This window comes from Neorhizobium sp. LMR1-1-1.1 (genome assembly GCF_040675795.1).
GTDB lineage: Bacteria > Pseudomonadota > Alphaproteobacteria > Rhizobiales > Rhizobiaceae > Neorhizobium > Neorhizobium cellulosilyticum.
On record NZ_JBEGHE010000001.1, the window covers coordinates 600,672 to 625,557 of the forward strand.

The 24,886-nt window shown below is 58.7% G+C and carries 25 protein-coding genes; 20 read left to right on the forward strand and 5 right to left on the reverse strand.

Going from position 1 to position 24,886, the window contains the following annotated elements:
* The first annotated feature begins 5 nt into the window (after positions 1-5).
* The 7 genes from MRBLMR1_RS02675 (at position 6) to MRBLMR1_RS02705 (ending at position 3,596) form a co-directional block, all read left to right on the forward strand.
* Positions 6-257, forward strand: coding sequence for an AbrB/MazE/SpoVT family DNA-binding domain-containing protein (locus tag MRBLMR1_RS02675; protein ID WP_148145915.1), 252 nt, complete (start codon positions 6-8; stop codon positions 255-257).
* A 4-nt stretch (positions 258-261) separates the two neighbouring features.
* Complete coding sequence (locus MRBLMR1_RS02680; protein ID WP_148145913.1) at positions 262-693, forward strand: type II toxin-antitoxin system VapC family toxin; 432 nt, start codon at positions 262-264, stop codon at positions 691-693.
* Complete coding sequence (gene ruvA, locus MRBLMR1_RS02685; protein WP_148145912.1) at positions 690-1,304, forward strand: Holliday junction branch migration protein RuvA; 615 nt, start codon at positions 690-692, stop codon at positions 1,302-1,304. The genes MRBLMR1_RS02680 and ruvA overlap by 4 nt, the downstream gene beginning before the upstream one ends.
* A 71-nt stretch (positions 1,305-1,375) precedes the next feature.
* On the forward strand, positions 1,376-2,416 hold the full coding sequence (ruvB, locus tag MRBLMR1_RS02690; protein WP_148145910.1) for a Holliday junction branch migration DNA helicase RuvB: 1,041 nt from the start codon (positions 1,376-1,378) through the stop codon (positions 2,414-2,416).
* On the forward strand, positions 2,409-2,936 hold the full coding sequence (locus MRBLMR1_RS02695) for an NUDIX hydrolase (protein WP_148145909.1): 528 nt from the start codon (positions 2,409-2,411) through the stop codon (positions 2,934-2,936). Before ruvB ends, MRBLMR1_RS02695 begins: the two co-directional genes overlap by 8 nt.
* A 53-nt stretch (positions 2,937-2,989) precedes the next feature.
* Positions 2,990-3,211 (forward strand): hypervirulence associated TUDOR domain-containing protein, encoded by a 222-nt coding sequence (locus MRBLMR1_RS02700; RefSeq protein ID WP_148145907.1) that lies wholly within the window; start codon positions 2,990-2,992, stop codon positions 3,209-3,211.
* A complete protein-coding gene (locus tag MRBLMR1_RS02705) occupies positions 3,204-3,596 on the forward strand; it encodes a hypothetical protein (RefSeq protein WP_148145905.1) in 393 nt (130 codons plus the stop codon). The genes MRBLMR1_RS02700 and MRBLMR1_RS02705 overlap by 8 nt, the downstream gene beginning before the upstream one ends.
* On the opposite strand, the gene MRBLMR1_RS02710 is transcribed toward MRBLMR1_RS02705, so the two are convergent.
* The 3 genes from MRBLMR1_RS02710 to MRBLMR1_RS02720 all read right to left on the reverse strand — a co-directional run bounded on the left by MRBLMR1_RS02710 (position 3,593) and on the right by MRBLMR1_RS02720 (position 6,651).
* Entirely contained in the window at positions 3,593-4,474 is an 882-nt protein-coding gene (locus tag MRBLMR1_RS02710) for an NAD-dependent epimerase/dehydratase family protein (protein ID WP_148145903.1), read from the reverse strand. The genes MRBLMR1_RS02705 and MRBLMR1_RS02710 overlap by 4 nt on opposite strands.
* Positions 4,471-5,298 carry a glycosyltransferase gene (locus MRBLMR1_RS02715; RefSeq protein WP_148145901.1) on the reverse strand — a complete coding sequence of 276 codons (828 nt, stop codon included), beginning with the start codon at positions 5,296-5,298 and terminating at the stop codon, positions 4,471-4,473. The genes MRBLMR1_RS02710 and MRBLMR1_RS02715 overlap by 4 nt, the downstream gene beginning before the upstream one ends.
* 132 nt (positions 5,299-5,430) lie before the next feature.
* Positions 5,431-6,651 carry an NAD-dependent epimerase/dehydratase family protein gene (locus MRBLMR1_RS02720; RefSeq protein ID WP_148145900.1) on the reverse strand — a complete coding sequence of 407 codons (1,221 nt, stop codon included), beginning with the start codon at positions 6,649-6,651 and terminating at the stop codon, positions 5,431-5,433.
* Between the two features lie 122 nt (positions 6,652-6,773).
* Between MRBLMR1_RS02720 and ybgC the strand changes: the two genes are divergently transcribed.
* Complete coding sequence (gene ybgC / locus MRBLMR1_RS02725; protein ID WP_148145899.1) at positions 6,774-7,223, forward strand: tol-pal system-associated acyl-CoA thioesterase; 450 nt, start codon at positions 6,774-6,776, stop codon at positions 7,221-7,223.
* Positions 7,224-7,253: 30 nt separating this feature from the next.
* Here ybgC and MRBLMR1_RS02730 read toward each other — a convergent pair whose 3' ends face one another.
* Positions 7,254-7,739, reverse strand: coding sequence for a DUF3617 family protein (locus MRBLMR1_RS02730; RefSeq protein WP_148145897.1), 486 nt, complete (start codon positions 7,737-7,739; stop codon positions 7,254-7,256).
* A 444-nt stretch (positions 7,740-8,183) separates the two neighbouring features.
* On the opposite strand from MRBLMR1_RS02730, the gene tolQ reads away from it, so the two are divergent.
* The 9 genes from tolQ (at position 8,184) to glmM (ending at position 18,795) form a co-directional block, all read left to right on the forward strand.
* On the forward strand, positions 8,184-8,903 hold the full coding sequence (gene tolQ / locus MRBLMR1_RS02735) for a protein TolQ (RefSeq protein WP_148145895.1): 720 nt from the start codon (positions 8,184-8,186) through the stop codon (positions 8,901-8,903).
* A 26-nt stretch (positions 8,904-8,929) separates the two neighbouring features.
* On the forward strand, positions 8,930-9,388 hold the full coding sequence (gene tolR, locus MRBLMR1_RS02740; RefSeq protein ID WP_148145893.1) for a protein TolR: 459 nt from the start codon (positions 8,930-8,932) through the stop codon (positions 9,386-9,388).
* 9 nt (positions 9,389-9,397) lie between these two features.
* Positions 9,398-10,543, forward strand: a complete 1,146-nt coding sequence (tolA, locus tag MRBLMR1_RS02745) for a cell envelope integrity protein TolA (RefSeq protein ID WP_148145891.1) — start codon at positions 9,398-9,400, stop codon at positions 10,541-10,543.
* A 30-nt stretch (positions 10,544-10,573) separates the two neighbouring features.
* Positions 10,574-11,881, forward strand: coding sequence for a Tol-Pal system beta propeller repeat protein TolB (gene tolB, locus MRBLMR1_RS02750; RefSeq protein ID WP_148145889.1), 1,308 nt, complete (start codon positions 10,574-10,576; stop codon positions 11,879-11,881).
* Between the two features lie 183 nt (positions 11,882-12,064).
* Complete coding sequence (gene pal, locus MRBLMR1_RS02755; protein ID WP_148145888.1) at positions 12,065-12,598, forward strand: peptidoglycan-associated lipoprotein Pal; 534 nt, start codon at positions 12,065-12,067, stop codon at positions 12,596-12,598.
* A gap of 198 nt (positions 12,599-12,796) precedes the next feature.
* The gene (gene ybgF / locus MRBLMR1_RS02760) at positions 12,797-13,804 is read left to right on the forward strand and encodes a tol-pal system protein YbgF (RefSeq protein WP_148145886.1); all 1,008 of its coding nucleotides are present in this window, start codon (positions 12,797-12,799) and stop codon (positions 13,802-13,804) included.
* 11 nt (positions 13,805-13,815) lie between these two features.
* Positions 13,816-15,171: a tRNA lysidine(34) synthetase TilS gene (gene tilS, locus MRBLMR1_RS02765; protein ID WP_148145884.1), complete on the forward strand. Its 1,356-nt coding sequence runs from the start codon at positions 13,816-13,818 to the stop codon at positions 15,169-15,171.
* A gap of 102 nt (positions 15,172-15,273) precedes the next feature.
* Positions 15,274-17,208 carry an ATP-dependent zinc metalloprotease FtsH gene (ftsH, locus tag MRBLMR1_RS02770; RefSeq protein ID WP_148145882.1) on the forward strand — a complete coding sequence of 645 codons (1,935 nt, stop codon included), beginning with the start codon at positions 15,274-15,276 and terminating at the stop codon, positions 17,206-17,208.
* Positions 17,209-17,439: 231 nt separating this feature from the next.
* Positions 17,440-18,795, forward strand: coding sequence for a phosphoglucosamine mutase (gene glmM / locus MRBLMR1_RS02775; protein WP_148145880.1), 1,356 nt, complete (start codon positions 17,440-17,442; stop codon positions 18,793-18,795).
* Between the two features lie 12 nt (positions 18,796-18,807).
* Here glmM and MRBLMR1_RS02780 read toward each other — a convergent pair whose 3' ends face one another.
* Complete coding sequence (locus MRBLMR1_RS02780) at positions 18,808-20,730, reverse strand: glycoside hydrolase family 15 protein (RefSeq protein WP_500063602.1); 1,923 nt, start codon at positions 20,728-20,730, stop codon at positions 18,808-18,810.
* Positions 20,731-20,872: 142 nt separating this feature from the next.
* Between MRBLMR1_RS02780 and MRBLMR1_RS02785 the strand changes: the two genes are divergently transcribed.
* The 3 genes from MRBLMR1_RS02785 (at position 20,873) to serA (ending at position 24,768) form a co-directional block, all read left to right on the forward strand.
* Positions 20,873-21,712: an outer membrane protein gene (locus tag MRBLMR1_RS02785; protein ID WP_148145879.1), complete on the forward strand. Its 840-nt coding sequence runs from the start codon at positions 20,873-20,875 to the stop codon at positions 21,710-21,712.
* Positions 21,713-21,911: 199 nt separating this feature from the next.
* Complete coding sequence (locus tag MRBLMR1_RS02790) at positions 21,912-23,093, forward strand: phosphoserine transaminase (protein ID WP_148145953.1); 1,182 nt, start codon at positions 21,912-21,914, stop codon at positions 23,091-23,093.
* A gap of 79 nt (positions 23,094-23,172) precedes the next feature.
* Positions 23,173-24,768 (forward strand): phosphoglycerate dehydrogenase, encoded by a 1,596-nt coding sequence (serA, locus tag MRBLMR1_RS02795; protein ID WP_148145878.1) that lies wholly within the window; start codon positions 23,173-23,175, stop codon positions 24,766-24,768.
* Positions 24,769-24,886: the final 118 nt, after the last annotated feature.

Consider the following 24,886-nt stretch of genomic DNA (forward strand, 5'->3'; position numbering starts at 1 on the left):
AGGTCATGCGTGTAACATCGAAAGGGCAGGTGACCATACCACGGGATCTTCGCGAGCTGGTCGGCATAGAGCCGAACAGTGAGGTAATCTTCGGTTTGGAAGGTGGTGTGATTACCCTGACACCCAAGCATGGAACCACTGCAGACGCGGACCGTGCGCGGCTTGATCGTTTCATCGCCACGCTTGAAGAACTGGGCGGGACTGGTGACCAGTCCATCGATGCCGACGAACTGATGCGTATAACGCGCGATCGATAACGGCATGGCAACTCTCATCGATACCAATATTCTCGTAGACCTTGCCGTGCGAGATCCACATTGGCTCGAGTGGTCGCGTCGGCAGCTGCTGGCGGCGATGGCGCGCGGCAGCGTGGTGATCAATCAGATCATCTTTTCGGAATTCTCCTACCGATACGATGAGCTGGAAACCGTGGATGCGCTTTTGCCGCGCAACCAGTTTATTCGTGATAACCTGCCTTGGTCTGCTGCATTCGCAGCCTCTTATGCCTTTCGCCGATATGGGTCGGCAGACGGACAGCGTGATCGCGTATTGCCGGATTTCCTCATCGGCGCGCATGCGACGATCCGTGGATATACATTGCTGACGCGCGATCCATCCGGCTATCGCCGCTATTTTCCGGGTATCGATCTGATCGCGCCCGACACGCACCCTCTTTCAGGAAAACAGACATGATCGGCAAGCTTAAAGGCACTATCGACGAGATCGGAACGGACCATGTGCTCGTTGACGTGCATGGTGTCTGTTACGAAGCCTTCTGCTCGTCGCGCACGCTGTCGCGGCTGAATGTCGGCGAGGCGGCAATCCTGTTCATCGAGACCTATGTGCGCGAGGATCAGCTGAAGCTGTTCGGTTTCGTCTCGGCGCTGGAACGCGAATGGTTCGGTCTGTTGCAGAGCGTACAGGGCGTCGGTTCGAAGGTGGCGCTTGCCGTTCTTTCGACGTTGACACCGGGTGAGCTCGCCAATGCGATCGCGCTGCAGGACAAGACCGCGGTTTCGCGTGCGCCGGGTGTCGGCCCCAAGGTGGCGGTGCGCATTGTCACCGAGTTGAAGAACAAAGCGCCGGCCTTTGCGGGTGAAGCCTCCGCCAATATCGGCCTGAAGCAGGAAATTGGCGAGGGCGTCGCCTCCGCACCTATCTCCGATGCCGTTTCGGCGCTGACCAATCTCGGTTATTCGCGCGATCAGGCGGCCAATGCTGTGGCTGCGGCGCTGAAAACTGCAGGTGAGGAGGCGGACAGCGCCAAGCTGATCCGGCTGGGGCTAAAGGAACTCTCACGTTAACGGCTATCGCGGCTGCGTATTTTGTCCATGTCGTGTATTGACTGGATAACTGGTTCGAACGGAAATACCTTATGACTGACGAAACCCGCCTCATCTCGCCGGAAAAGCGGGGCGAAGATCTTGATACGGCTTTGCGCCCCCAATCGCTGGACGAGTTTAGCGGACAGGCAGAAGCCCGCGCCAATCTGAAGATCTTTATCGAGGCAGCGAAGAACCGTGGCGAGGCGCTGGACCATGTCCTGTTTGTCGGCCCGCCGGGACTGGGAAAGACGACGCTGGCGCAGATCATGGCGAAGGAACTCGGCGTCAATTTTCGATCGACCTCCGGCCCGGTCATTGCCAAGGCGGGAGATCTTGCGGCGCTTTTGACCAATCTCGAAGAACGCGACGTTCTGTTCATCGACGAAATCCATCGGCTGAACCCGGCGGTCGAGGAAATTCTTTATCCTGCCATGGAAGACTTTCAGCTCGACCTGATCATCGGCGAGGGGCCGGCGGCGCGTTCGGTGAAGATCGATCTTTCGAAATTCACGCTGGTTGCCGCCACCACCCGTATCGGCCTTCTGACCACGCCGCTGCGCGATCGCTTCGGTATTCCGGTGCGTCTGTCCTTCTATACCGTCGAGGAGCTGGAAGGCATCGTGCGCCGCGGCGCGCGGTTGATGGGACTTAAAATGACGGATGACGGTGCCCGCGAGATTGCCCGCCGGGCACGCGGGACGCCGCGGATCGCCGGACGTCTTTTGCGTCGCGTGCGCGATTTTGCCGAGGTGGCCCGCGCGGAGGCCGTGACCAAGGAGATTGCGGATGAGGCGCTCATCCGTCTCAATGTTGATCATGCCGGTTTCGACCAGCTCGACAAGCGCTATCTCAACATGATCGCGGTGAATTTTGCCGGCGGGCCGGTCGGGATCGAGACGATAGCAGCCGCTCTTTCGGAGCCTCGCGACGCGATTGAGGACATTATCGAGCCCTATATGATCCAGCAGGGTTTTATCCAGCGCACGCCGCGCGGTCGCGTGCTGACCGCCGTTGCGTGGAAACATCTCGGCCTGCAGCCGCCGAAGGATATGGAAGCGGCGCAGTTTCGCATGAGCCTGGAAGATGAGTAAAAAGGACAAGCTGCAGGATCTTCGCATCCGGATGAAGTTCAAGCCGAAGCGCATTTTTCAGATGCGCATTGCCGGGCTGGCGTTTCGCGACGGGCATGTGCTGGTGCATCGTGCCATTCATGAAAGCTTCTGGACGTTTCCAGGCGGGCGTGCCGAGATGGGCGAGACCTCGCAAGAGACACTGAAACGCGAGATGGTCGAAGAGCTTGGCGCCACGGCTGACGTCGGGCCGCTGCTTTGGGTTGCGGAGAACTTTTTTCATTACGAAGGCAAGGACTGGCACGAACTCGGCTTTTATTACCGGATGGAGCTGCCGGAAAGCTTTCCGTTTCATCCGAGCGATATCGTGCATCGTGTGGTCGATACGCATGAACTTGAGTTCAAATGGGTTCCGGCGACCAGGGATGCGCTCAAGGCTCTCGATATCCCACCCTATTTCATCGCTGAAGAGATCGAAAATCTGCCGACTTCGCCGCATCATGTCGTTCAACGGGATGGCGACCTCGATCTGAAGAGCTGATTTCGGAACATCATCCGGCTCCTCGAGTTTCCCAAGGGAGAAAGGAGCCATGCATGCAGAAAATCCAAGTCGGAAATGAAGTCGAATGGAAATGGGGTCGCTCCAAGGCAGAGGGTAAGGTCACCCAGAAATTCACCGAGGACGTAGAGCGCCGGATCAAGGGAAAGACGATCAAGCGCAAGGCGGAACACACGGAACCGGCATTCCTGATCAAACAGGATGATGGAGACCGCGTTCTGAAAAGTCAGTCGGAGGTGAAAAAGAGCCATGGCTGATAAGGATTTCGACAATCGTCCGCCGGCGGACGTGGCTGCTGCTGCTGAAAAAGGGCTGAAACTCAGGGCTAAGTTCCGGCGCGGCGGCACCACTGTTGGCATTGCGCGCGCCCGCGATCTCCAGCATCGCAAGTCGCTCTCCGATCTTACTGTCAAGAGAATGGTCAGCTATTTCGCCCGCCACAAGGTCGACAAGCGCGCCGAGAATTTCGGTGATGATGAAGAGCCTTCCACCGGGTACATCGCGTGGCTCCTATGGGGCGGCGATGCCGGGCAGAAATGGGCGGAAGAGCAGGCCAAGGCCATCGAGGCGAAGAAAAGGGAGAAACAGCCGAGCCGTCATGGCCGAGACGGCAATGTCCAGCGGCATGCTTCACATCATTAGTGATCCTCCTCAATCTGGTGAGCCAGTATCGCCATGGTTTCGTCGAACCGCCGCATTCCTCCAGGCCGCCAGCCCATGCGGCGGATCTTTTCGGTAGCCATCGCGTTCGCAGAGAGTGTCGCGAAGGCAACCAGCTGGGCCGAAAGCCCCAGTCTTTCCAGGATTGTTCGCGTATCGACTGTGATGTCCGAGATGTTGAAGCTCTGCGCACTTATCGAATAAGCGTCCATTGTCAGCATGAGCTGGACAGCCTGGGCGACATCTGCTCCGTGGACCTCCGTGCCTGCACGTGGCGCAACCGGTTTGCCGACAAGCGTATCGGCGATGAGATCATCCCATTTATTTGGACGGAATTCTCCATAGATGCCGGTGGCGCGCAGCGATGCGGTGACGAAATCCTGGCCGGATAAGGTGCTCAGCGCATGCTCACAAGCGAGCTTGATCTCGCCGTAAAGGGATGTCGGTGAGAGCGCCAGATCTTCCGTGAGGACCGTGCCTATTTCGAGACCATCATAAACGGCGCGGCTGGAGAGAAATACGGCTCGCTGTACGCCTGTCTTTTTCGCCGTCTCGAAAAGTTTGACCGAGCCGTCGAGATTCAGACGCCGGAAGCGCTTCGGATCCTTGCCTTCACCACCCCGGTATTTTCCCGGAAGGTGATCGAAAGCTGCATGGATAAAGGCGTCGATGCCTTCGAATGTGCCGGACTGATTGAGTTTGGGATCAAGGTGCAGCGGACGGAAATCAGCCGGCTGTGAGAAGAAACCTGCCGGAGGTGGTTTGCGGGCGCCAACTGTGACGGCATATCCTGCCGACAGAAGGCCTTCAATGATATAGCGGCCGACAAGACCTGTGCCGCCGGAAACCAGAACCCTCACGCCACATCTCCGGGATTGGAGAGCTGTGGGCCGGGTAGGGTGCTGGTATCGGGGATGTTCCTGCCGTCATGAAAGGCCTGCCAGAGGTCGATCAGCGGACGCAGCACTTCTGCCTTGGGATGGTCCGTCTCCCATGGCTTCTCATACTGGTAATGCAGGATGGCGACACTTTTCCAATCCCACAAAGCTGGCATATTGAACCAGACATATTGCAGCATGTTCATGGTGATCGGTAGGCCGTGCCAGTCTGGGAAGAAGCTTTCGAGAAAGGTCTGGTCGGTCCGCCGCCAGAAGGCGCCGGGTTGGTCGAGGGCTGCAAGCATGCGCTCGAAGGTTTCGGCGGACGGTTTTGCGACGAAGACGCCGGAATTGAGCCGGTGGAAATCGGCAAGGCTCTCGTAGACATTCGGGGCTGCGGAAAATTCCGGATAATCGAACAGCTTGTCGATGTTCTTCAGCACGATCACGTCTGCATCAAGGAAAACGACAGTGCCGTATTCCTTGAGTTGCCAGAGCCGAAGCTTGCAGAAATTGTCGAGCGGCGTGTGGAAGTCGGGTTTGCGGCCCTTTGTGAAAGGGGCGGCACCATGCAGGTTCTTGCGGGCATGGCGCTCGTTGAAGTCGTCGGACAGGGGAAGGTGCGAGACTTCGATGGTTCGGCAGCCGAGCCTCTTGAGATTGCCCAGAGCCTCCTGGGAAACCGCACCCGTATGGAGAAGGACGATGTCAGCCGTGGTGCCGGTCCGGTGCAGTGAGTGGACCAGTGCTGTCGCGCCCATGATGTAATCTGCATTGGTCACGAGTGTGACGAAGGCGTTCCGCATGGCTTGTTGTGGTCCTGTTGGCGCGCCGCGTATGTCATGCTCGGGCCCGTCCCAAGCATGACATACGCCTTGGCAGGATTGTACATCATCCTCGGGTTTAACCCGAGGACGAGGAGGACGAAATACGGTTTCCTAGCAAACCGACTTCAGCCGCTTGCCTTCCGGGTCGCGTTCGACGGTGGCGGCGATGTCCTTGGTCCAGGCGGAGACGGCTGGAACGCGGCTGCGATCAACGCGATAGGCGTATTTCTTCGCAACGTCGACGATCTCGGACAGCAGACCTTCGCCGAGCGTTGTCGGCTTGAGGCCGAGTTCGATGAATTTCTCGTTCTTCACCACGAGATCGTTTTCCGGTGCTTCCTTGCGCGGATTTGGCAGCCAGGCGATCTTTGCGCCGGTCATCTTCGAGATCATCTCGGCCAGATCACGGACCCGGTGGGTCTCGGTCATCTGGTTGAAGATTTCGACGCGGCCACCGCGGGCAGGGGGATTGTTGAGGGCGATCTCGATGCAGCGAACCGAATCCTGAACATGGATGAAGGCGCGGGTCTGGCCGCCGGTGCCATGTACGGTAAGCGGATACCCGATTGCCGCCTGGATGAGAAAACGATTCAAGACCGTCCCGTAATCCCCGTCATAATCAAAGCGATTTATCAGTTGTTCATGGATGCGCGTCTCGGCCGTATGGGTGCCCCAGACGATGCCCTGATGCAGGTCGGTGATCCGCATGCGGTCGTTCTTGGCGTAGAATTGGAAGAGAAGCTGATCCAGGCACTTGGTCATGTGATAGATCGAGCCGGGATTGGACGGGTAGAGAATTTCCTGGGATACCGTCTCGCCGCTCATCGTCTCGATGCCGACCGGCAGATAGCCTTCGGGGATGGCTGCGCCGACCGTCGAATAGCCATAGACGCCCATTGTGCCGAGATGGACGAGGTGGGTGTCGAGATCGAGTTCGACCAGCGCATTCAGGAGATTGTGCGTGGCGTTGACGTTGTTGTTGACCGTGTAGTTCTTGTGGCGGTCACTCTTCATCGAATAGGGGGCTGCGCGCTGTTCGGCAAAATGCACGATCGCATCCGGGCGATGCTCGGCAAGCCAGTTCTTCAGGAGTTCGTAGTCCTTGGCGAGATCGATGAGATTGAAATGGATGCGGCGGCCGGTCTCCGCGTGCCAGATGCGGGTGCGCTCCTGGATACTGTCCATCGGGGTAAGAGACTGCACGCCGAGTTCCGTATCGATCCAGCGGCGGGAAAGATTGTCGAGAATATGGACTTCATGGCCCGCATGGGACAGGTGAAGGGATGTTGGCCATCCGATGAAACCGTCGCCGCCCATGACTGCAATCTTCATAAAAAATCTCCGGTGGTGTTCTAAACTTTTCCTGATAGGGAGGAAATATGACGCCCTTTAAATGGTGGTGCAGAGTGCTCCCAATATCCAGATGGCGATAAGGTTTTTCCAAGGCAAGCCTCATGAGCAGTGATAATTTTCTTCTTTCCGGCGAATTGACCGATCACGGACACCGGCTCGTACAACGCGTCTATTACGAGGACACGGACTTTTCCGGCGTCGTCTATCACGCGCGTTACCTGCACTTCCTAGAAAGGGGCCGGACTGACTATCTGCGCTGCCTGGGATGCGAGCAGAGCGCGCTTCTGGCTGCCGATGAGGAAGGTCTCGTGTTCGTGGTCCACCGGATGGAAATCGACTTCAAGCAACCGGCGCGGATGGATGATGTCCTGACGATTACGACAGCGACGGAAAAGGCGGGTGGCGCCAAGATGGTGCTCAGTCAGGAAATCCGCCGTGGCGACACGCTGCTGATCGCTGCCAAAGTGGTGATCGCTGTGATCAACAAACATGGTCGGCCCCGGCGGCTGCCGGAGACGATCGCAGATAAGTTTCTGGGGCATGGCGCGTAGTGCGCCACGCCTGACGTATAGATCTTGCGGTCAGGGGCGGAGAATAAGGCCGCTCTTGGTCATCCTCTTCATGCCCGGCTTAAGCTCGGCCGGGCATTTTCCGGCATAGGTCACCTTGGCATTGGCATGGAGAGTATTGGTCTTGCCGAGCGCATTCACGAACTGCGTGACTGATTCGAAGCTGTAGCCGGTCTTGAAGTCTCCCGAAAACGTGATCTGCAATTTGGCCTCGGTCTTTTCGGTCAGCTTGCAGGTCGCGTCGATCTTGCCTGATGATTTGCGGGTGCTGGAGTTCGTGACCTTGCACTCATTGGCGAAATTATCCCAGACGTCGGTATCGAGAAAGTCGTTCCTAGCCTCTTCGATGCACATCGACCAGTCCGCGAACGGATTGTCTTCGGCCTTGAGCAGCCACAAGCCGGCTGTTCTCGGAGGGATATCCTTGGCGGCCGCGGGTGAAATCAGAAACACGGACAGGAGAGCGGCACCGATCAGGGTGCGTTTGAAAACAAGCATTTATTCCTCTTTGAAAATGTTCTCCGCCAAGTTGCGCGAGGTCGCCTCAAGGCGGGATGGTGATGGTCGGACGGATAGCCAAGGCATCTGCCTTGCTCAAGCTGCCGGTGGTTGCATGCCGGCATATCTCGCGCTCACTCTGCCGGAATGGCCGGCGAGTGGTGGCGAAAACAATCATCATTTGCGGATTTGTCGAGTCGTTTCAGGAGGATGGGGTGCGCAATTGTAACGCATTATTAACGATAATGTTGTCTTACTCAGGACCGAGGAATTTGTGCAACGCACGCCTTCCTTTGACCAAATTTGAAGGCGAGAAGCCAAGCAGAAAACTCAGGACATCTTGGGGTTAGGGCTGCGCTCTCGGTGGTCAGGCAGATATTCGCGAGCATGCGCTTTGGAACCCGCCCGGTCACCATGCCGGGCGTTTGGATTCGGGGATAGTTGATGGAACAGGTAGCTTTGGAAGCCGCAACGCACGACGTCAGTCTGCTGGCGTTGTTTATGCAGGCGGGGCTTCTCGTCAAGCTGGTCATGATCGGTTTGCTCGGGGCGTCGGTCTGGACCTGGGCGATCGTGCTCGACAAGTATGTGAGCTTCTCCAAGGCGCGGAAGCAGTTCGATCAGTTCGAGCAGGTCTTCTGGTCGGGCCAGTCGCTGGAAGAGCTCTACCGCACACTCGGTGAGCGTCAAAACAATGGTCTCGCTGCCATCTTCGTTGCCGCCATGCGCGAATGGAAAAAGAGCTTCGAGCGCGGCGCACGGTCGCCGATCGGCCTGCAGATGCGTATCGACCGTGCGATGGACGTGACCATGGCACGCGAAGGTGAAGCCTATGAGGCACGCCTCGGATCGCTGGCAACGATCGGTTCGGCCGGTCCGTTCATCGGCCTCTTCGGTACGGTCGTCGGTATCATGACATCGTTCCAGGCGATTGCCGGTTCGAAGTCGACCAACCTTGCAGTCGTTGCTCCCGGTATTGCCGAAGCTTTGCTTGCAACCGCGATCGGCCTTGTCGCCGCTATCCCGGCTGTTATCGCTTACAACAAGTTCATGGCCGAAGCGGGCAAGCTGCATTCCCGCATGGAAGGTTTTGCCGACGAATTTTCGGCCATCCTGTCTCGTCAGATCGACGAGAAGCTGCAGCCGCGCCAGGCCGCGCAATAAGCCGCGCGACGAAGGAGAGCTAGATCATGGGCATGTCTGCCGGAGGAGCGAATGCATCGGGTGGCGGTCGCCGCGGACGTCGTGGTCGCCGCCGTGGCGGTGCCATCAGCGAAATCAACGTGACGCCGCTCGTCGACGTCATGCTGGTGCTTCTGATCATTTTCATGGTCGCGGCTCCGATGATGACCGTAGGCGTGCCGATCGACCTGCCGGAAACGCAGGCGAAGGCGATGAACTCCGATACCCAGCCGATCACCATTTCCGTCAATCCGGCAGGTGAAATCTACCTGCAGGAAACACCGATCGTGATCGACGAAGTCGTTCCGAAGCTCGAGGCGATTGCCACGACCGGTTATAACGAGCGCATTTATGTGCGTGGCGACACAGCTGCCGCCTATGGCGTCGTGATGAAGGTCATGGCCCGCATTTCTGCTGCCGGTTATAAGAATATCGGCCTCGTTACCCTTCAGGAACAGGACAGGTAATCGAGTGCCATGAAGGGAAGTCTCGGCACATCGCTGGTTCTTCACACGCTGGTTCTGACCTGGGCGATGGTTTCGCTCAGTGCGCCGGCGCCCATGACCGTTGCCGATGTCGAGGCGCTGCCCGTCGACATCGTGCCGATCGAAGACGTCACCCATATGATGCAGGGTGACAAGAAGGCACCGATGACGGAAAAGCCTTCGGTCAAGGAAACAAAAAACCAGAAGATCGTCGAGAACGCCGAGAATGCAGGCGAAAACGATGTCGACCTGAAGGCACCGCCGACACCTTCCAAGAAGCCGACACAAGTGGAAGCTGCAGCCGCGCCGAAACCGACGGAACGCCCGACGCCGACACCAACGCCCGAGCAGAACGAAGTCAAGGATATCGCGCCGGAAGAGACCGCGCCGAAGCCGACCGAGGTCGCCGCGCTGCCGCAGCCGAAGCCCGAGCCTACGCCGCCGAAGCCTGAGCCCACTCCGAAGCCGGAACCGACACCTGCTCCCGCCGAGACCCAAGCGGAGGAAATTCCGCTGCCGTCTTCTATTCCGCTGCCGGCCTCCAAGCCGAAGCCGGAACCGCCGAAGGAACAGGCAAAGCCGGTTGAAAAGCCCGTCGAGAAGCCGGTCGAGAAAAAGCCGGAAACGAAGCCTGCGGAGACTGCCAAGCCGACCGACAAGAAGGAAGGCAAGAAGCAGGAGACCGCGAAGTCTTCTTCTTCGCAGAAGAGCGACTTCAACGCCGACGAGATCGCCTCGCTCCTTAACAAGCAGGAATCATCCGGCGGTGGCGCCAAGCGGTCAACCTCGCCGGCATCAACCGGAAGCACCAAGCCGTCCACCGGCGCGAAGCTGAGCCTCAGCGAGATGGACGCGCTACGCGGCCAGATTCAGAACAACTGGTCGACCATTGCCGGTATCGAAGGATTGCAGGGCATGGTGATCCGGGTGACGTTCAGGCTCGACAAGTCGGGCATGATTGTCGGTGAGCCCGAAGTAACGTCGACTGGCGGCTCTTCGATGGCGCGCCGGACGATGGAGGGGGGTGCGTTGCGCGCGGTCCTCAAGTCGCAGCCCTTCAAGGGCCTGCCGGCCGAGAAATACGACGCCTGGAGCGAAGTTGCCGTGAATTTCGACCCCAGTGATCTGGGGCTCTAAAGAATCAAATAGCTGAAAGGCTTTAGCGATATGATCAGACATTCCCTCATCGGTATCATGATGGCGATTGCCGGAATGGCGATGACGTTTTCCACGTCGGCACAGGCCGCAGTGGAAATCAACATCAACAAGGGCAATGTCCAGCCATTGCCGATCGCGATCACGGACTTCCAGTCCAACAATGATCTCGGTGCCCAGATCGCCCAGGTGGTCGCTGCCGACCTGCAGCGCTCCGGCCTGTTTGCTCCGGTGAACAAGGCGGCCTTCATCGAGAAGATCTCCGATCCGAACAAGGCGCCGCGTTTCCAGGACTGGACGGCGATCAACGCCCAGGCGCTGGTCGTCGGCCGGGTTACCCGTGAGGGCGACGGCCGTCTGCGCGCCGAGTTTCGCCTGTGGGATACCTATGCCGGCCAGCAGATGACCGGCCAGCAATTTTTCACCCAGCCGGACAACTGGCGGCGTCTCGCCCATATCATCGCCGACGCGATCTACGAGCGCATTACCGGTGAAAAGGGCTATTTCGACACCCGCGTCGTGTTCGTCTCGGAAAGCGGTCCGAAGACCGCCCGCCAGCGCCAGCTTGCGATCATGGACCAGGACGGTTTCAACGTCCGCATGCTGACCAACACCAAGGACCTGGTGTTGACGCCGCGCTTCTCGCCGAGCCGTCAGGAAGTCACCTACATGTCGTTTGAAGGCAATCAGCCGCGCGTCTATCTGCTGCAGCTGGAAACCGGACAGCGCGAAGTGGTCGGCAATTTCCCGGGCATGACGTTCTCGCCGCGCTTCTCCCCCGATGGCCAGAAGGTCATCATGAGCCTGCAGCAGGAAGGCAATGCCAATATCTATACCATGGACCTGCGCTCGCGAACGACGACGCGCCTGACCTCGACGGCCGCAATCGATACAGCACCTTCCTATTCGCCGGACGGTCAGAGAATCACTTTCGAAAGCGACCGTGGCGGCCGTCAGCAGATCTACGTGATGAACGCCGATGGTTCGGGACAGAACCGTATTTCCTTCGGTGACGGTTCGTATTCGACACCGGTCTGGTCGCCGCGCGGCGATCTGATCGCCTTCACCAAACAGTCGGGCGGAAAATTCTCGATCGGTGTGATGAAGCCGGACGGTTCGGGCGAACGTATCCTGACGTCGGGCTTCCACAACGAAGGTCCGACCTGGGCGCCGAATGGCCGCGTGCTGATGTTCTTCCGCCAGGGAGCAGGTGCCGGTGGTCCGCAGCTCTATTCGATCGACCTGACCGGTTACAATGAACAGATGGTCAAGACGCCGTCTTACGGCTCCGACCCGGCGTGGTCGCCGCTCTTGGAATAGGTTGTGTGAACAGGTGCAATCAAGAGTGAGGCGACCTCGCCTCTTTTCCGCCCCAATCCCAGCAGAATGGGGCGGTTACGGGACACCGGAAGGTTTGGTTAACCATAGCCATTTGAATATGGTTAACTCAATTAGGTTAGAGTCTGGCAACTCTGAATTTCATGATCCAAGGAGAGATCGGCCATGAGCCGCACTTATACCCCGGCGATGAGCCGCATGCAGACCCTCGCTCGCAATCCAGCCGTCATCGCACTCACGCTGGCGCTCGCACTTGCTGGCTGCGCCAACAAGAAGAACCTGCCCAACAGCGCAGGTGAACTTGGCCTCGGCGGTGCAGGCTCGGCAACCCCCGGCTCGACCCAGGACTTCACGGTCAACGTTGGCGACCGTATCTTCTTCGATACCGACTCGACCTCGATCCGCGCGGACGCCCAGCAGACGCTCGACCGTCAGGCTCAGTGGCTCGGCCGTTACCCGAACTACGCGATCACCGTCGAAGGCCATGCCGACGAACGCGGTACCCGCGAATACAACCTGGCTCTCGGCGCACGCCGTGCCGCTGCCACCAAGGAATATCTTGCATCGCGCGGCGTTCCGGCAAACCGCATGAAGACGATCTCCTACGGTAAGGAACGTCCGGTCGCCGTTTGTGACGACATCTCCTGCTGGTCGCAGAATCGTCGCGCTGTTACCGTTCTCGGTGGCGCCGGCATGTAATCTCAGTAGAGGCTTCGGTCTCGGCGAAGATGACAATTACGTTAGAAAAGGTGGTCTTTCGGCCACCTTTTTTGTTTTTCCTTAGTTTGGCCCCGATTCCCTAGATTTTGAATGATGGCTTGGTTGCTTTTTGCCGGCAGGTAAGAAAAATCCGTCTTGCGTCATCCCGACGCAAATCAGAGAAGCAGGACGAACGACATGAAGAAAATTGTCTTGGCAGCAATGCTAGGGCTGGCGGCAATGACAGGCCCCGCCGGGGCATTTCAACTGTCTCTGCCGAAACTCTTCCAGGGCGAGCAGAGCGCTCCGCAACAGGCAAAGCCCGAACAAGGCGAAATCATCCTGGCGCAGAGCAATGATGCCGTTCGTAACCAGCAACTCCAGGAAGAACTCCGGCAGCTTAACGGCCGGATCGAGGAAATGAGCTATCAGCTGCTGCAGATGCAGGAGCAACTGCGCAAAACGCAGGAAGATAACGAATTCCGCTTCCAGGAGCTGGAAAAGAAGAAGAGAAGCGATTTGGGCGACACGACCGGGCAACCGGCCGTGGCGTCCAGCCGCCCTTCCTCATCCACCCCGCCTCAGTCTTCCGGAGGTGATGATGTCGCTCGCGCCATCGAGGCGCCATCCGACATCGGTACAGGTGGTCAGCAGAGCAGTAGCGCGCCGGCCCCAACGACGCTTGGCTCAATGGAGTTTGATCAGAACGGTAATCCGGTCGGCGCCAGCCGCAACGACAGTGCCCGCAATTCATCCGCGCTTCCTGGGGTCGACACGGGATCGCCTCGTGCAGGCAAGGATCCTCAGAAAACAGCGTCGCTCGGCAGTGAAAGCGATGCCTACAAGATTGCTTATGATCACGTACTGACTGGCGATTACCAGCTCGCCGAAACGGAGTTTTCCACCTACATCTCTTCCTATCCCAAGAGCACTCGGCTTGCGGATGCCAATTTCTGGCTTGGCGAGGCGCAGTATTCGCAGGCCAAGTATAACGACGCTGCCAAGACGTTCCTCAATGCACACCAGACATACGGAAAATCGCCCAAGGCTCCGGAAATGCTTCTGAAGCTCGGCATGTCGCTTGCGGCTCTGGATAACAATGAGACTGCCTGCGCGACGCTTAAGGAAGTGCCGCGCCGTTACCCAACTGCTGCCAAGGCCGTGCTTTCGAAAGTCAGCAGTGAGCAGAAGCGCCTCGGCTGCTAGCGAACCGCGCGATGACCGTCGTCCAAGGCTGGCCGATCTCACCACAGGAGGCGGTACAATCGCTTCTCGAGCGTCTGGTAAGGCCAACCCGTATTCTTGTGGCGGTCTCGGGGGGAAGCGATTCGATAGGCCTGCTTCTTGGGCTTCACGTTGCACTTGCTGCCGATAAGGAAGCGCGACATGAGCTTGTCGCGGCAACGATCGATCACGAATTGAGGGGCGAATCTGCTGACGAAGCCAAGGCTGTGGCACGTCAATGCAAGGAAATGTCTATCCCTCACCGGACCCTCCGCTGGTCAGGCGAAAAGCCCAAGTCCGGAATCTCTGCTGCAGCAAGGGAAGCGCGTTATTTCCTGCTGATGGAGGCTGCCGATGTGCTCGAAGCCGATATCATCGTTACCGGGCACACGCTGGACGACCAGCTGGAAACGATCGCGATGCGGGCTGTCCGCAGCGAGGCGAATGCCAATCTTGGGCTCGCGGGCATGGCGGAGGCCGTTTTGCTCGATCGACGCCGCTGGCTGTTGCGCCCGTTTCTTGCGACGCGGCGCGAGGCCATACGAGAATTCCTGCGCCGGTCGGGTAGGGGATGGATCGACGATCCAAGCAATATCGACCGACACTATGAGCGCGTGCGGGTGAGACAGGACCTTTCGGATCATTCCGCCCAGGCGCTGGAGACCATCCAGCCAGCCGCTCGCCGCCGCAGCCAGTTGGCCGAAGAGGCTGCCGGACTTGCCCGCCGCCATCTGACCGTTGTGCACGGCGTCCTCGCTCAGCTCGCTCCGGAAGCGCTCAACGAGGATGCCGAGACGTTACGGCATCTGCTGGCGAGCCTTGCTGCGATTCTCGGTGGACGCCAACACCTGCCGGCCGCAGCAGCAATGGAACGCGTCATGACGATGCTTGATCGGCGCAGCATGGGGCGCATGACGGCTGGGCGCGTGATCTTCGACCTGAGGCGGGAAGGCCTTTATATGCATCGCGAAAATCGCGACCTGATTTCCGTTAATATTCTGGGCGGAACAACCGGGATTTGGGACGGCCGCTACCGGATCAGCAACCGGACGGATCAGGTTGTCGAGGTCGGTCCGAGGGTTTCGGAGCGTGCCGTGGCCATGGTCATGTTCCCCGATGCGCCTCCTGCTGTCTCGATGCGTGCCATTGGGGTAATGCCGCAGATTGAAATCTACCCTCCGTCGTTGAACGAAATCGATAAAGAGAGTGTGATCGCCCAGCCGGTTCTTGCCCCATATGACCGTTTTTTGCCGCAGTTTGATCTTATTCTAGGTGGTGAACTCGGGCTTTTGTTCGGATGTGATGAGTTTCCCGCCGCTCCAATTAAGGTTTTCGAGCGGAAAAGCTAAACGGCAGGGCTGCCTTGCCTTGGCAAGGGCGTAACGCAACCTTATGTTATGCGCAAGAAAGGCGGCCGCTTCAGCGGCTGCAATGGCAGTCCGGGGAGTTCGATGAACCCAAACTTTCGTAATTTTGCCCTCTGGGCTATCATAGCCCTCTTGCTGATCGCATTGTTCAGCATGTTCCAGACGGCGCCTTCACAAACCAGTTCCCGCGAAGTTTCTTATTCGCAGTTCCTTAAGGACGTGGATTCTGGTCGTGTGCGCGACGTCGTGGTGACGGGCAACCGTGTCATGGGTACACTTGCCGAAAATGGCCAGAGCTTCCAGACGTATTCGCCTGTAATCGACGACTCGCTGATGTCGCGTTTGCAGGAGAAGAATGTCAACATCGTCGCTCGGCCGGAAACGGACGGTTCTTCAGGTTTCCTGAGCTATCTCGGCACCTTGCTGCCAATGTTGCTCATCCTCGGTGTCTGGTTGTTCTTCATGCGCCAGATGCAGGGTGGATCTCGCGGCGCAATGGGATTTGGCAAGTCCAAGGCCAAGCTTCTGACAGAGGCACATGGCCGTGTGACGTTTGAAGACGTTGCCGGTGTCGACGAGGCCAAGCAGGATCTTGAGGAAATCGTTGAATTCCTGCGTGACCCGCAGAAGTTCCAGCGCCTCGGCGGTCGCATTCCGCGAGGCGTTCTTCTTGTCGGCCCTCCGGGTACCGGTAAGACGCTGCTCGCCCGTTCTGTTGCCGGCGAAGCGAATGTGCCGTTCTTCACCATTTCCGGTTCGGACTTCGTTGAAATGTTCGTCGGTGTCGGTGCATCCCGTGTGCGCGACATGTTCGAACAGGCGAAGAAGAATGCGCCTTGCATCATCTTCATCGACGAAATCGACGCCGTCGGCCGCCATCGTGGCGCAGGCCTTGGCGGCGGTAACGACGAACGCGAACAGACCCTCAACCAGCTGCTGGTCGAGATGGACGGCTTTGAGGCAAACGAAGGCATCATCCTGATCGCCGCTACCAACCGTCCCGACGTTCTCGATCCGGCGCTCTTGCGTCCGGGCCGTTTCGACCGCCAGGTCGTGGTGCCGAACCCGGACATCGTCGGTCGTGAGCGCATCCTCAAGGTGCATGCTCGCAACGTGCCTTTGGCGCCGAATGTCGATCTCAAGGTTCTCGCTCGTGGTACGCCCGGCTTCTCCGGTGCCGACCTGATGAACCTCGTCAACGAAGCTGCCCTGATGGCTGCGCGCCGTAACAAGCGTCTTGTCACCATGGCCGAATTCGAAGACGCCAAGGACAAGATCATGATGGGCGCGGAACGTCGCTCGTCTGCCATGACCGAAGCCGAAAAGAAGCTTACCGCCTATCACGAAGCCGGCCACGCCATCACGGCGCTCAAGGTCGCGGTTGCCGATCCGCTGCACAAGGCGACGATCATTCCGCGCGGCCGTGCGCTCGGCATGGTCATGCAGTTACCGGAAGGCGACCGCTATTCGATGAGCTACAAGTGGATGGTGTCGCGCCTGACCATCATGATGGGCGGTCGCGTTGCCGAAGAACTGACGTTCGGCAAGGAAAACATCACGTCTGGCGCATCATCGGATATCGAGCAGGCCACCAAGCTTGCCCGCGCCATGGTCACCCAGTGGGGCTTTTCCGACATCCTCGGTCAGGTTGCCTATGGTGAGAACCAGCAGGAGGTCTTCCTCGGTCACTCGGTTTCGCAGTCCAAGAACGTCTCGGAGGCAACCGCCCAGAAGATCGACCAGGAAGTGCGTCGTCTCATAGATGAAGCGTATACCGAGGCACGCCAGATCCTCACCGACCATCATGACGGGTTCGTCGCGATCGCCGAAGGCCTGCTGGAGTATGAGACGCTGACCGGCGAAGAGATCAAGGCTTTGCTTCGGGGCGAAAAGCCGGCGCGCGATCTCGGTGACGATTCGACACCAAGCCGTGGTTCGGCAGTGCCCTCGACTGGTAGCAAGAAAGATGAGCCGAAGGGTGGAGAACCCGAAGCAGGTCTTGAGCCACAGCCGCACTAAGGCCGCTCACATTACTTAACAAGACCGCCGTGGACCCGTCTGCGGCGGTCTTTTATGTTAACGATGACTTATCCGGTCACGCGATATGATCGGCTTTGACGCTAATTTACGTGCTTGCGCCACTCGCCTGTGGCAATAGCCAGACATACGCCGATCCGAAGTGATGCGGCAGCGGGCGCTAAATTGATTCTGCCCGCAGCGCATCGATCGCGCGACGACGAAGGAGATTACATGGCACGCCGCTATTTTGGTACCGATGGTATCCGCGGACATTCGAACGTCTTTCCGATGACGCCGGATCTGGCGATGCGGGTCGGCATTGCAGTGGGCACGATCTTCCGCAACGGCAGCCACCGCCACCGCGTCGTGATCGGCAAGGACACGCGCCTTTCGGGTTACATGCTGGAAAATGCCATGGTGGCGGGTTTTACCGCTGCTGGCCTCGACGTTTTTCTGCTCGGCCCGATCCCGACGCCCGCCGTTGCCATGCTGACGCGCTCGCTGCGTGCGGATGTCGGTGTGATGATCTCCGCTTCGCATAATCCTTTCGAGGACAATGGCATCAAGCTCTTCGGCCCGGATGGCTACAAGCTTTCCGACGAGTTGGAGATGCGCATCGAGGATCTGCTCGACAGCGATCTGCATGCCCAGCTTGCCAAATCCGCCGATATCGGCCGGGCGAAGCGCGTCGAGGGTGATATCTATCGCTATATCGAGCAGGCCAAGCGCACACTGCCGCGTGACGTGACGCTTCATGGTCTTCGGATCGCCATCGATTGCGCCAACGGTGCGGCTTACAAGGTCGCTCCTCTGGCTCTTTGGGAACTCGGCGCGGATGTCGTGACGATCGGCAACGAGCCGAATGGCACCAACATCAATCTCGGCTGCGGATCGACCAGCCCGGAAGCGCTGCAGAAGAAGGTGCATGAAGTGCGCGCCGATATCGGTATCGCGCTGGATGGCGATGCGGACCGTGTGATCATCGTCGACGAGAATGGCGAGATCATCGACGGCGACCAGCTGATGGCCGTGATCGCTGAAAGCTGGGCACAGGACCAGCGTCTGACGGGTGGTGGTATCGTTGCCACCGTCATGTCGAATCTGGGCCTTGAGCGTTTCCTTGGCGACAACGGGCTGACACTTGCGCGCACCAAGGTCGGTGACCGCTATGTCGTCGAGCACATGCGTAACCACGATTTCAACGTCGGCGGCGAGCAGTCCGGCCATATCGTTCTGTCGGATTTCGGCACGACGGGCGACGGTCTTGTCGCTGCGCTTCAGATTCTCGCCTGCGTGAAGAAGCTCGGGCGGCCTGTCAGTGAGGTCTGCCGCCGCTTCGAGCCGGTTCCGCAGCTTCTGAAGAACGTTCGTTTCTCCGGCGGCAAGCCGCTTGAGGACAGTGTCGTCCGCCAGGCGATTGCCGATGCGGAAGCCGAACTTGGTTCCAAGGGCCGTCTCGTAATTCGTCCGTCCGGCACCGAGCCGCTGATCCGGGTGATGGCGGAAGGTGACGATCGCGCCCAGGTCGAAAAGATCGTCAATGGTCTAATCGACGTGATCGGCAATGTCAGGTCGGAAGCGGCCTGACGCTTCCGGCAGCTAAGGCCGCCACTCCCGAAATTTGCCGTCCAGAGCGCCGTCGAGATAAAAGGCGGCGCTTATCAGGGCGAGATGGGTGAGGGCCTGGGGGAAGTTTCCGAGGAATTCCCCGCGCGGATCGAATTCTTCGGCATAAAGCTGCAGGTGGTTGCCGAAGAGCAGCAGCTTTTCCATATTGATCTCGGCCTCCTGAAGCCTGCCAGCACGGGCCAGGCATTCGACAAACCAGAATGAGCACGCGCCGAAAAAACCTTCTCGCCCTTCCAGTGCATCCTGCCATTTGTAGCGCATGACGAGGCTGTCATCGGCGAGTTCGCGGGAGATCGCGTCGAGCGTCGCCAGCCATTTGGGATCGGTGGCGCTAATGAAGCGGACAAGCGGCATCATCAGCATCGAGGCATCCAGTTCCTCGCCGCCTTTGGCATGGACAAAGTGACCATGCTTTTCGTTCCAGAAGTTCGCCCAGATGTCTTCTGTAATCGCATTGCGGGCCTCGATCCACTTGCCGAAAGGAGCGGCAAGCGAACGTTTCTGTGCAAGGCGCAAAGCGCGATCGACGGCGACCCAACACATAAGCCGGGAATGCAGGTGTTCCTGCGGTTCACTGCGCGCTTCCCATATTCCAGCATCGGGTTCCTGCCAGACCTCGCAGACATGATCGACGACGTTGCGGACGTTCAGCCAGTTCTCGTGCGAGATGGAGCCGCCATATTTGTTGCTGATATAGATGGAGTCGAGCAGTTCACCGTAGATATCGAGCTGCACCTGGCCGGCGGCGTCATTGCCGATCCTCACGGGTCTGGCACCTCCATATCCGGAGAGATGATCCAGTGATTCTTCACGTGCGACCCTTGAGCCGTCGAGATTATACATGATCTGCACATTGCCGTCGGAGCGGTCGGTCCGTTCGCTGATCCAGCGGCCGAAGGCATTGGCTTCATCCAGATAGCCGAGCCGCATCAGGGCGTAGATCGAGAAGGAAGCGTCGCGGATCCATGTGGCGCGGTAATCCCAATTGCGCTCGCCCCCCGGAGCTTCCGGCAAACCGAACGTTCCTGCCGCGGCGATAGAGCCATATTCGGCCGAGGTCAGCATCTTCAGCGCGAGAGCGGACCGAGTGACAGATGAGCGCCAGCGGCCGCGATAGGTCGATTTCTTTGCCCAGCCCTGCCAGTAGCCGGTCGTCTCCTCAAGGAGAGCGTCGATGGCTTCCGTATTCGGCGCATGGCGTGTTTCATCACCATCCAGCGTAAAGTCGATGGTTTCCCCACCCTGCAAGGTAAACTCCGCAAACGCGGCTCCTTGCCTGGTATGAAAATCTACTGCACCCGACAGGCGGAGGGTGAAGTCGCCGCAATGAAAGAAGACATGGCCTTTTCCGGTCTTTACCTTCGGCGTGCTTCGGGCGTAGTCGAATCGCGGCCAGCACTTCAGTTTGAACGCGACCTTTCCTCGCGTGACGGTGACGCGCCTCACGAGTGATGAAGGCTCATCCGGGCCGTGCGGCAGCGGCATGAAATCGACGATCTCGGCACTGTTGCTCGTGCCGAGCCAGCGGGTCAGAAGGACATTGCTTTCCGGGACATACATCTGCAGGCGACGGGCGCCCTCGATCTGCGGCGTCAGTTCGAATGCGCCGCCCTTTTCCGGATCAAGCAGGGAGGCGAAGACGCTCGGGCTGTCAAGATTCGGCCAGCACAGGTAATCGATCGTGCAATCCTTGGCGACGAGTGCGATCGTGCGCATATTTCCAATGGTGCCATGCTCGGAGATGGGGCGGGGGACATCGACTGTGTTTACGATCGATTTGCCCGCATCGTCTTTCAAATGCTTCAAGGCCGGTCCTTTCGTGTTGAGCATGTCAACGCCGGAAAAGAACATCGGCTCCATCACTGGGATGCTGAACTTTGCGTGAAGCGCCAAGTAACGCTTCTGTCGCGTAACGAAGCATATCGGTAAACATCTATGGTTAAGTGGGGCTTAACCTTTATCATTCATTCTCCATGCCAAATAAGGTGGTCGTGCAGGTGGCACGCCATGCATGATGAAGCTTGGAGAAGCGAACATGAAGATGCGCCTTGCAGCGACGGTTGCTGCCGCCATGCTGTCGGCTGGCGTTGCCCAGTCGGCAGATCTCTACCAGCCCCAGCCCGCACCGCTCATGGACGCACCGGAAGTCACGGTGCAGGAAGCGAGCGGCTGGTATCTGCGTGGCGATGTGGGATATTCGTTCAACCGGCTGCGTGGCGCAAACTTCTACCAGGGCGGTTCCTCGGCAAACGAGGTGGATTTCGAATCCACGGATATCGATGACAGCTTCCTGATCGGCGGCGGCGTCGGTTACCAGATCAACAACTATCTCCGCACCGACCTGACGCTCGACTACCTGTCGAAGACCGATTTCCGCGGTTCGACTTCCGGCGGCTGCGGCACGATCCCGGGCAATTGCGTCTCGGACGATCGTTCATCCTTCTCGGCCTACAGCCTGATGGCCAACGTCTATGTCGATCTCGGCACCTACGCCTATTTCACGCCATATGTCGGTGCTGGCTTCGGCGCTTCATACGTGAAGTGGGACAAGCTGCGGAACACCTCCTGCTCGGTCACCGACCCGACGGATTGCGATCCCTCGTCGGATCACGATGGCAAGGGTAAATGGCGTGCGACCGCTGCCCTGATGGCAGGTGCCACGATCGACGTCACCTGTAATCTCAAGGCGGATGTTGGCTATCGCTTCCGTTACATCGACGGCGGCAACATGTTCGGTTACGCCAATTCAGGCGGTCCAGGCCGCGACAAGGGCATCTACAGTCACGAAGCCCGCGTCGGCGCCCGCTACATGTTCAACAACAATTGTGAACAGGCGACTTACGAGCCTGAACCTCAGCCGATCGTCTACAAGTAAGATCAGCGCATGTTGCCAAAGCCGCCTTCGGGCGGCTTTTTGCGTTTTTGCCTGCCTGTCGATGTGATCACGGCATTTGCGACGAAGATTTTCTTCAAGCGACGAAATGACCCGCTTGACTGTGAAAGCAGGGAAATATATCCACGACGGCGGGACACCTCTCCCCAACGAGAGGCTAATTACCTGGAAGGGTATCTATATGGCCAATGTCGCCGCGAAGCCGGATGTGCGTCCGGATAATACTCATTTTTCTTCTGGCCCTTGCGCCAAGCGTCCTGGTTGGTCGCTTGAAGCGCTTTCCGATGCCCCGCTCGGTCGTTCGCACCGCGCCAAGGTTGGCAAGGACAAGCTGGCACAGGCCATCAATCTCACCCGCGAAATTCTGAACGTACCAGCGGATTACCGCATTGGCATCGTTCCTGCATCCGATACCGGTGCCGTCGAAATGGCGCTCTGGTCGCTGCTCGGCGAGCGCGGCGTCGACATGCTTGCCTGGGAAAGCTTTGGTGCCGGCTGGGTCACAGATGTCGTCAAGCAGCTGAAGCTCAAGGATGTTCGCAAGTTCGAGGCCGATTACGGTCTCCTTCCGAACCTCAATGAAGTCGATTTCGACCGTGACGTCGTCTTCACCTGGAACGGCACGACGTCTGGTGTCCGCGTTCCGAACGCCGACTTTATTCCTGCAGATCGCAAGGGTCTGACTATCTGCGACGCCACATCCGCCGCCTTTGCGCAGGATCTGGATTTCGCCAAGCTCGACGTCGTCACCTTCTCCTGGCAGAAGGTTCTCGGCGGTGAGGGCGGTCACGGCATGATCATTCTGTCGCCGCGCGCTGTCGAACGCCTGACGACTTATGTCCCGGCCTGGCCGTTGCCGAAAATTTTCCGCATGACCTCGGGCGGCAAGCTTTCCGAAGGCATCTTCAAGGGCGAAACCATCAACACGCCGTCGATGCTCTGCGTCGAGGATTATATTGATGCGCTGAATTGGGCAAAGACGGTCGGCGGCCTTAAAGGCCTGATCGCCCGCGCTGACGCCAATGCCAAGGTCATCTTCGATTTCGTTGCTGCCAATGATTGGATTGCCAATCTGGCGCAGCTCGACGAGACCCGCTCCAACACCTCCGTCTGCCTGAAGATCGTCGATGCCGAAGTCGCGGCTCTCGACGCCGACGCGCAGGCCGCATTCGCCAAGGGCGTGACCTCGATCCTCGAGAAGGAAGGCGTCGCTCTCGACGTCGGCGCTTACCGCGATGCTCCGTCCGGTCTGCGCATCTGGGCCGGCGCCACGATCGATGAGGCAGACATGAAGGCCTTGATGCCGTGGCTGGCCTATGCGTTCGAAACGCAGAAGGCTGCGCTCAACAAGGCCGCTGCCTGATCCGATTTCCGGTGCCATGGAATGTGGCACCGTTTCATCCCGCATTCAGAGACTGAACCCTTTATCAGGAGCCCAGACCATGGCACCTCGCGTACTTGTATCCGACGAACTGTCGGAAACCGCCGTCCAGATCTTCCGCGATCGCGGCGTTGAAGTCGATTTCCAGCCGAAACTCGGCAAGGACAAAGACAAGCTGGCCGAAATCATCGGCAATTATGATGGTCTCGCCATTCGCTCGGCCACCAAGGCGACCGAAAAGCTGATCGCTGCTGCGACCAATCTGAAGGTCATCGGCCGCGCCGGTATAGGCGTCGACAACGTCGATATCCCGGCCGCTTCCAAGCGCGGTATCATCGTCATGAACACCCCGTTCGGCAACTCGATCACGACGGCGGAACACGCCATCGCGTTGATGTTCGCCGTTGCCCGCCAGCTGCCGCAGGCCGACGCATCGACCCAGGCCGGCAAGTGGGAAAAGTCGAAGTTCATGGGTGTCGAAATCACCGGCAAGACGCTCGGCGTCATCGGCGCCGGCAATATCGGAGGCATCGTCTGCAAGAAGGCCATTGGCCTTGGCATGAACGTGATTGCCTATGACCCCTTCCTGTCTGCCGAGCGTGCACAGGAAATGGGCGTCGAGAAAGTGGAACTGGACGAACTGCTGCCGCGTGCCGACTTCATCACACTGCATGTGCCGATGACCGACAAGACCCGCGGCATTCTGGGCAAGGAAAACCTCGCCAAGACGAAACCCGGCGTTCGCATCATCAACTGCGCCCGCGGCGGTCTCGTCGATGAGGCAGCGCTTGCCGAAGCCATCAAGTCCGGTCATGTCGCCGGTGCCGGTTTTGACGTGTTCGAAGTCGAGCCTGCCACCGAGAGCCCGCTCTTCGGCCTGCCGAACGTCGTCTGCACGCCGCATCTTGGTGCTTCGACCACGGAAGCGCAGGAGAACGTTGCCCTTCAGGTCGCCGAACAGATGTCGGATTACCTCGTCAAGGGCGCCGTATCCAACGCCATCAACATGCCGTCGATCACCGCCGAAGAAGCGCCGATCCTGAAGCCGTTCATTCGTCTCGCCGACGTTCTCGGTGCCTTCGTCGGCCAGGTTTCGGATGATCCGATCAAGGAAATCGAAATTCTGTTCGATGGCCAGACGGCCAACATGAATACGCGCGCATTGACGTCTGCCTTGCTGGCCGGCCTGATCCGCAACCAGGTGTCCGACGTCAACATGGTTTCGGCGCCGATCATGATCAAGGAAAAGGGCATCGTCCTTTCCGAAGTCAAGCGTGACAAGACCGGCGTTTACGACGGTTACATCAAGCTGACGGTCAAGACCGACAAGCAGACCCGTTCGGTTGCCGGTACCGTGTTCTCGGATGGCAAGCCGCGCTTCATCCAGATCAAGGGCATCAACATGGACGCCGATGTCGGCGCCAACATGGTCTACATCTCCAACACCGACGTTCCCGGCATGATCGGCTTCATGGGCACGACGCTTGGTAATGCCGGCGTCAACATCGCCAACTTCCAGCTCGGTCGCGAGAAGGAAGCCGGTGATGCCATCGCACTGCTTTATGTCGATGCGCCTGTTTCGGAAGATGTGCTTGCGCAGCTGACGGCAAACCCGGCAATCCGCCAGGCTCGCCCGCTGGTGTTCAACGTCGAGTAAGCCATCATTTGGTGGGGCGTATTGCCCTGCCTTTTCCTCCCAAGGAAGACGCAGAACGGGTCTGGTGCGATATGCACCGGGCCCGTTTTGTTTCGTCTGACGATTATGTGATCACTTT